We start from the raw sequence: 7,409 nt of genomic DNA on the forward strand, positions 1-7,409 counted from the left end.
AATGGTGCGGAAAGGGGGACTTGAACCCCCACGCAAATTAATGCACATGCCCCTCAAACATGCCTGTCTGCCAATTCCAGCACTCCCGCGAGCACATTAATTATTATAAGACAAATTTACATTATTGTCGAGTTTTTTATTTTTATTTTACATTTAATATAAAATTTCAAAACCCTCTGTGTTTAAACTAAGTTCGTGCATCTCCCAACTTAATTCTAAACTATTTTTAAATTTATTAAAATCTTCTCGAATGCTTTTATCTTTCTTTGCAATTGCCATAATAGTAGGCCCTGCTCCGCTTAAATAACAGCCCAATGTGTTGTTATTTAAAAATTGAAAGATCTCTTTAAAGTCTGGAATAAGTTCTCCCCTATAGTTTTGATGAATTTTATCTTCAAGGCCTAGTTTTAAATTTTCATCCTGTCCAAGCATCAATGAAGAAATAAGAAGTGCAGTCCTTGAAATATTAAAAACTGCATCTTCTCTAGAATAATTTTTAGGAAGAACGCTTCTAGCCTTTTCAGTTTTTAGTTCAAAATCAGGAATTAGTGTAATAAATTTGTATTCGTTTTTTGGTTTTATAACTGTCGTGATGTTTTTCCCGTCTTCGTTAATTGTTGCCGTAACATTTCCAAAAATTGCTGGAGACACATTATCTGGATGGCCTTCAATTTCTAAAGCAATTTGAAGTATCTCTTGCCTATTAATTTCTCTATCTAAAATTAAATAAGCTCCAACAATCCCACCAACTATGCAGGCAGATGAACTTCCCAAACCGCGTGACATTGGAATATTTGATGTTACTTTAATGTTGACAGGAACTACCTTCCCTTTAAATTTTTCAAAAGTTTTTGCATAAGATAAATAAATTAAATTATCTTCTGCATCAGAAATTTCTTCACCTTCAATTATTTTTGACTCATCACTTTTTGTGAATTCAAATTCGTTATATAGGTTTAAAGCAAGGCCCAAAACGTCAAATCCTGGGCCTAGATTGGCACTTGTTGCCGGAACTCTAATTTTCATTTCTATCACTTACAAACTCCATAATGTTTTCTAAAATTTTTTCTACTTCAATAGATTTTTTGTGAAAAACTTCTTTATCTTTTAAATTTAAAATATCACTTGGCACCTTTATTTTGCTGTAATCCTCAAATGATTTTAAATCAGAAAAAACATCTCCCGTTCTATTAACTTCATGAAATTCATTTAAAATTGTATCAGCAAATTTAAAAGGGCTCGCAGTAGATAGTATTACAATTTTTTCTTTTGCATCTGTCTCTTTTTTATAATCATCAGATACTTTTTTTGCAACTGCTGTGTGAGGATCGATTAAATATTTATCTTCGTCATAAACTTTTTTTATCTCTTTTAAAGTATCCTCTTCATCGCAGTTACCTGCATAGAAGTCACTAAATTTATGCTTCAAATTATAAATTTTATTTTTAGACAAATCATCTTGTAGTTTTTTTACGAGTTCACTATCTTTTGTCTCGTGATACAAAAGTCTTTCAAGATTACTAGAGATAATTATGTCCATTGATGGTGAATTTGTAACCTTAAGGCTCCTGTTGGCGTCATATATGCCAGTGTTAAAAAATTCTGTCAATACATTATTTTCATTAGATGCAATTACCAGCTTTTTAACAGGAAGTCCCATCTCTTTTGCATAAAAACCTGCTAGTATATCGCCGAAATTTCCAGTTGGAACTACAAAAGACACCTCATCTCCCAAATTAATTTCATTATTTTTAACAAGCTCGTTATAAGCATGGAAATAATAAACAATTTGGGGAAGAAGCCTTCCAATATTTATTGAATTGGCAGAAGATAGGATATAATTTTCTTTTTTTAAAGATTTTTTTACATCTTCGTCAGTAAAAATTTTCTTAACTGAGCCTTGTGCATCGTCAAAGTTCCCGTCAATTCCCATCACAAGGGTATTTGGTGAGTTGACTGTAGTCATTTGAAGTCTTTGTATTTTGCTCACGCCATTTTCTGGAAATAAGACTGCAATGTCGATGTTTTCTAAATCTCTAAATCCATATAGGGCGGCACTTCCCGTATCGCCACTTGTTGCCGTTAATATCAGTATTTTATCCTTAATATTTTTAGATTCAATTGCATTTTCCATAAATAGTGGCAAAATACTTAGAGCAAAATCTTTAAAAGCGTGAGTGTTTCCGTGATACAATTCTAAATAAAAATCTTCGCGTGCCTTAGTTAAAGGCGCTGGATTTTTGGGAAAATTATTTGTATAGGCTTTATCTATTATCTCCTTTAACTTCTCATCTGGCACATCAGTTAAGTAAATACTTAAAATTTCAAATGCCAATTCTTTATAGGATAAATCTTTAAGGCTTTCTAAATTGACTTTCGGGAAATTTTCTGGCACAAATAGCCCGCCGTCAGGTGCAATTCCCATGAGAACAGCATCATTAAATTCAACTTTTTGTGATGGATTTCTTGTAGAGAAAAATTTCATACTTACCTCCTAATCTATTTTTGCCAAGAAATAATAGCCACTTTCTACTTTTCTTACTATATCAATAACTTCAGATAATTCTATCTCTTTCGTAAAAACGTGTAGATCGCAAGTCTCGATTTTTTCATCAACTACATCTATATCAAAATTTACAAAATCTTTTGGAAGTCTGAGATAGAATTTTGATTTTAATTCTGAGTTTGAAAGATTTATCTCTTCGCCACTGTGCACATAGGACACCGCATTATCACAAGAGATATCAACTAAATCCCTAAGTATTGAATCAGAAGTGGGATATCTTCCTGCCCCCTCTCCAACGAAGGACACATCTTTAATATTATCTCCAGTGAAAGATATAATATTTGTAGCACCGTTTATATTGTAAAAAACAGAATTTTCATCTACTGCAGCGGGCATTACGTAAGAAAAATATTTTCCGCATTCATATCTCGCTTCACCAATTAATTTTAAAGAGTAGTTTTTTTCTGATAAAACTTTAATATCATTTGCATTTATTTTATCTATTCCAGCAGTAAAAATTTCTTTTTCCAAAACTTTTCTATTAAAAATTAATGAAGATAAAATCCTCGTCTTTCTGCGAGTGTCAATTCCCAAAACATCGGCACTCGGATCTGGCTCTGCAAAACCAAGGTCTTGTGCTTTTTTAAGAGCCTCGTCATAATCTGTTCCACTTTCAGTCATCTCAGATAGTATAAAGTTACAGGTACCATTTAAAATTCCGCGCACGCTTGTAATGTTATTAAATGGCAAATCTTCCAAAATAGATTTAATTATGTGGACTCCACCTCCAACGGAAGCTTCGTACAAAAATTTCACATCATATTTTTTGGAAAGAGTAAATAATTCTTCAAAATATTTTGAAACCACAGCCTTATTCGCTGTCACTACATTTTTCCCTTTTTGAAATGCACTCTTTAAATAGAAAAATGCCTCATCCTCTGTCGCAGTAACTTCAACAATTGTGTCAATTTCGTCGTCATTTAAAAGTAAATTAAAGTCATCTGTAAATATGATATTTTTGTCAAAAGGCTCTCTCTTTTTGTTAATATTATTAATTAAAACAGTTTTTACAGAAATGTCTCGCCCAGTGTAATTTTTAATTTTCGACTTGTTTTTAAAAATTAATTCTTCGACGCCCTTTCCAATATTTCCAAAACCTATTAATGCTATTTTCATTTTTATCCTCTTATTAAAAGTTCAGCAATTTGAACTGCATTAAGTGCTGCACCCTTTCTAGTATTATCGCCGACAGACCACAGATTTAAGCCATTATCTAAAGAAAAGTCGCGCCTAATTCTTCCAACATAAACATCATCTTTTCCTTCAGATACAATTGGCATTGGATAAATTAAATTTTCTGGATCGTCGTATAATTTTATACCAGGATAATCGCCTATAAGTTTTTTCACATCGCCTAAATCAAATTCTTTTTCCAGTTCAACATTAATTGATACGCAGTGTGAATATTTTACGGGAACTCTTGCAGTAGTCGCTGTTACTTTTAAATCATCATCGTGCAAAATTTTTCTAGTTTCGTTAATCATCTTCATTTCTTCTTTTGTATAACCATTTTCCAAAAAGTCGTCTATGTGCACTATTACATTGTTTGCAATTTGGTATGGATATTTATCATGAGTTCCATTTTCTAAATCTTTTAATCCGCCAATTCCAGAGCCAGATACAGCCTGATAAGTTGAATACACAACTCTTTTTAATCCATACGCTTCATCGAGTGGCTTTAGCGGAAGTACAGATTGTATTGTTGAGCAGTTTGGATTTGCGTAAATTCCATAACCCATATTGACATCCTCTGGATTAATTTCTGGAACTATTAGGGGGACGTCTTTATCCATTCTAAAATGTGAACTGTTATCCACAACTTTTACGCCTTTTTGTGCTGCAATCTTTGCAAATTTTTCGCTCACACTTCCACCTGCCGCAAATAGTGCAATATCTATATCTTGGTCAAAAGAATTTTCAGTAAGTTCTTTTACTATAATATCTTCACCATTAAATTTAATGCTACTTCCAGCTGATCTTTTTGAACTCATTGGGTAGAGCTTATCTACAGGGAAGTTTCTTTCTTCCAATATTTCTAAAATTTTTCTTCCTACTAAACCAGTCGCTCCAACTACTGCAACATTGTATTTTTTCATCATTACACCTCAATTAAATGCTTCATAAATTGACTTAATAGCTTTTTCAAAATCCTTATCCAATACGCCGATAATTATATTTAACTCACTTGAACCTTGGCTTATCATTCGCACGTTCACATCATTATTGCCAAGAGCGGTAAAAATTTTTCCAGACGTACCTTTACTATTTACCATTCCCTTTCCAACAATTGCTATTAAAGAAATACCGTGCTCAACGCTTATGGACTTTGGATTTGTATATATTTTAATCTCTTCAATAATTTTGTCGAGCTTTTCGACAATTTTTCCAGTATCAACTATTAGTGAAACAGTATCTATACTCGACGGCATGTGTTCAATAGGAATCTCATTAGTTTCAAATACTGACATGATTTTTCTAAAAAAGCCGTATTCTGTATTCATAAAAGTTTTCTCAATAGTTATTACACTAAATCCACGCTTGCCTGCAATGCCAGTGATATTGTTAGTTATCTTCTCATCATCATAATTTGGAATAATCGTAGTGCCCTTATCGCTGGGAGCATTTGTGTTTCTAATATTTATTGGAATTCCATATTTTTTTACTGGAACTATGGAGTCTTCATGCAGAACTGGTGCCCCCATGTAGGATAGTTCTCTTAGTTCTCTATAAGTTATATAGTCAATTGTCTTTGAGTTTTCAACAATTTTTGGATCGGCAACTAAAAATCCTGACACATCTGTCCAGTTCTCATAAATTTCTGATTTCAAGGCATTGGCTATAAGTGATCCTGTAATGTCAGAACCGCCCCTCGAAAAAGTTTTTATCTTCCCATTTTCATCTTGGCCGTAAAATCCAGGAATAACCGTATAGGGACTATCTTGCAAAACTTTTGATATTTCTCTTTCGGTTTTTTCTTCGTCTAAGTCACCGCGGTTAAAAAATATTATGTCCTTCGCGTCTACAAAGCTCCAACCTAAATAGTCTGCAAGAAGAATTGCATTAATGTATTCTCCCCTACTTGCAGTAAAATCTTTGGACGCACCATTTTGAATTTCTCCGTGAATATCTTTTAAAATTTTATCAATATCAACACTAAGTTCTAATTCATCTACAATCTCTTTGTATGTTTTCTCTATAATTTCGTATATCTCGTTAAAGTTTAAATCGTGACTTGCAAGCTGATAGCACATAAGTAAAAGGTCGGTGACTTTGTGAGAGCTTCTTACACCTTTACCTGGAGCTGAAACAACAATATATTTCCTCTCCTCATCAGATAGGGCTATGTCTTTTACCTTCTTAAACTGATTTGCATCAGCTAAAGAGCTACCTCCAAACTTTAAAACTTTCATTTTTTTCCTCCGTAATAAAAAACTCGATCCAAAAAGGACCGAGCGCAATACCTTCTTGATAAATCTTGGATAGTGAACTACCCCTTTAAAGCTTTGATTTAAGATAACACTTTATTTTAATATTGTCAATACATTAATGCATTGAGTTTTTGAATTAATCATTAGGATTTTTAACAAAACTTCTTGCACTTATCCAAGATTTATCGTTATTAAGTTTATAAAATTTATCACTTGTGTTGTTCCAACCGTCAATAATCTGAGCATAAAAATTTCCATCTTCATACTCTCGAAAGCCAACTCCAAGAATCCAGTGCCAATTGACAATCCCCTTCGCTATTAAAATCGCAACTATGTGACCATTTTCTATTTCTTCTTTATAATTAGAAATATTATTTACTTTTTTTGAGAATAATGAATACCCATTGGCTTTAAAAAATTTTTTTGCACTAGTATCAATGGAAAACACGGGACCATTGCCAACTATTTCGTGAACTTTTTTAAAAATTTTTATTTTATCGTTAGAATTTTCTCTATTGTAGTACAAAAACATGTTAGTTTCAGCCACAGCTGCACAGTGATTCTTTGCATATAAATTAGTTTGGCCAGTAGTTATCCAATTCATTTTATCTACACCATCAAGAGTCTTTGAAATATAATTTTTATTTGGCAAGTCCTTAGATTTTAAAAAAGCAAAGCTCTTGTGAAAAGAATTTGTCATGCTATTAAGAGATTTTTTTATTTTTTTCAAAAAATCACCTGACCTGTTAAACAATTATTGACGGATTGATTTTAAGATGTATTTCTAAATTAATCAACTACCTTTGCTCCCAAAGTGTTTACGAAATGTTTTAGTGCAAATTCGTGACCTGCTTTATCAAAACTTGCAACACCTTTTTCATGAACATAAACATCAAATCCCAAGTTGTATGCATCTATTGCAGTGTGCAATATGCAGATATCAGTGCAAACTCCAACTAAATGAATTTCTTTAATATCTCTCTCCCTAAGCTTGATGTAAAGGTCAGTAACAGCAAAAGCAGAATATCTAGTCTTATCCATGTAATATACATTTTTATTTAATTTAATTTCTTGATAATAATCTTCCAAAGAACCATATAACTCTCTTCCCCAAGTTCCTCTTATATTGTGTGGAGGAAATAATTTGCTCTCTGGATGGAATTCATCGTTTTCTTCATGAAGATCAATTGCAAAGACAATATAATCTTCGTTGTCAAAAAATTCTTTAGTTATTTTTAAAATATCTTCTTCTAAAACTTGTCCTGCTTCTCCACAAGTTAATTTTCCATCATCGTGAACAAAGTCATTTGTATAATCAATATTAATAAGTGCCTTATTCATAAAAACCTCCAAATAAATTAATAAAATATCTTTTATACATTGTAACATATATGTCCAGACTAGTTATTTATAAT

Annotated in this window: 7 protein-coding genes and 1 tRNA gene; all 8 read right to left on the reverse strand. The window is 32.2% G+C overall.

Going from position 1 to position 7,409, the window contains the following annotated elements; genetic code table 11:
* Positions 1-2: 2 nt before the first annotated feature.
* The 8 genes from ACOX6R_RS06620 to ACOX6R_RS06655 all read right to left on the reverse strand — a co-directional run bounded on the left by ACOX6R_RS06620 (position 3) and on the right by ACOX6R_RS06655 (position 7,335).
* Positions 3-89: transfer RNA gene (locus ACOX6R_RS06620), tRNA-Leu, on the reverse strand.
* Between the two features lie 64 nt (positions 90-153).
* Positions 154-1,026: a homoserine kinase gene (gene thrB, locus ACOX6R_RS06625; protein WP_433448537.1), complete on the reverse strand. Its 873-nt coding sequence runs from the start codon at positions 1,024-1,026 to the stop codon at positions 154-156.
* Positions 1,016-2,485: a threonine synthase gene (gene thrC / locus ACOX6R_RS06630; protein ID WP_433448525.1), complete on the reverse strand. Its 1,470-nt coding sequence runs from the start codon at positions 2,483-2,485 to the stop codon at positions 1,016-1,018. The genes thrB and thrC overlap by 11 nt, the downstream gene beginning before the upstream one ends.
* Before the next feature lie 9 nt (positions 2,486-2,494).
* Positions 2,495-3,682 carry a homoserine dehydrogenase gene (locus tag ACOX6R_RS06635; protein ID WP_433448527.1) on the reverse strand — a complete coding sequence of 396 codons (1,188 nt, stop codon included), beginning with the start codon at positions 3,680-3,682 and terminating at the stop codon, positions 2,495-2,497.
* A 2-nt stretch (positions 3,683-3,684) separates the two neighbouring features.
* A complete protein-coding gene (locus tag ACOX6R_RS06640; protein WP_433448529.1) occupies positions 3,685-4,662 on the reverse strand; it encodes an aspartate-semialdehyde dehydrogenase in 978 nt (325 codons plus the stop codon).
* Between the two features lie 9 nt (positions 4,663-4,671).
* Positions 4,672-5,976 (reverse strand): aspartate kinase, encoded by a 1,305-nt coding sequence (locus ACOX6R_RS06645; RefSeq protein WP_433448531.1) that lies wholly within the window; start codon positions 5,974-5,976, stop codon positions 4,672-4,674.
* Between the two features lie 154 nt (positions 5,977-6,130).
* Entirely contained in the window at positions 6,131-6,724 is a 594-nt protein-coding gene (locus ACOX6R_RS06650; RefSeq protein WP_433448533.1) for a hypothetical protein, read from the reverse strand.
* A 59-nt stretch (positions 6,725-6,783) separates the two neighbouring features.
* Positions 6,784-7,335 (reverse strand): cysteine hydrolase family protein, encoded by a 552-nt coding sequence (locus ACOX6R_RS06655; RefSeq protein WP_433448535.1) that lies wholly within the window; start codon positions 7,333-7,335, stop codon positions 6,784-6,786.
* Between the last annotated feature and the right edge of the window lie 74 nt (positions 7,336-7,409).

It is taken from the genome of Peptoniphilus sp. (assembly GCF_050943655.1).
Taxonomy (GTDB): Bacteria; Bacillota; Clostridia; order Tissierellales; family Peptoniphilaceae; genus Peptoniphilus_A.

Coding starts and splice junctions, on each gene's coding strand:
- thrB (WP_433448537.1), bottom strand. CDS start 1,026: ATGAAAATTAGAGTTCCGGCAACAAGTGCCAATCTAGGCCCAGGATTT.
- ACOX6R_RS06645 (WP_433448531.1), bottom strand. CDS start 5,976: ATGAAAGTTTTAAAGTTTGGAGGTAGCTCTTTAGCTGATGCAAATCAG.
- ACOX6R_RS06655 (WP_433448535.1), bottom strand. CDS start 7,335: ATGAATAAGGCACTTATTAATATTGATTATACAAATGACTTTGTTCAC.
- ACOX6R_RS06635 (WP_433448527.1), bottom strand. CDS start 3,682: ATGAAAATAGCATTAATAGGTTTTGGAAATATTGGAAAGGGCGTCGAA.
- thrC (WP_433448525.1), bottom strand. CDS start 2,485: ATGAAATTTTTCTCTACAAGAAATCCATCACAAAAAGTTGAATTTAAT.
- ACOX6R_RS06640 (WP_433448529.1), bottom strand. CDS start 4,662: ATGAAAAAATACAATGTTGCAGTAGTTGGAGCGACTGGTTTAGTAGGA.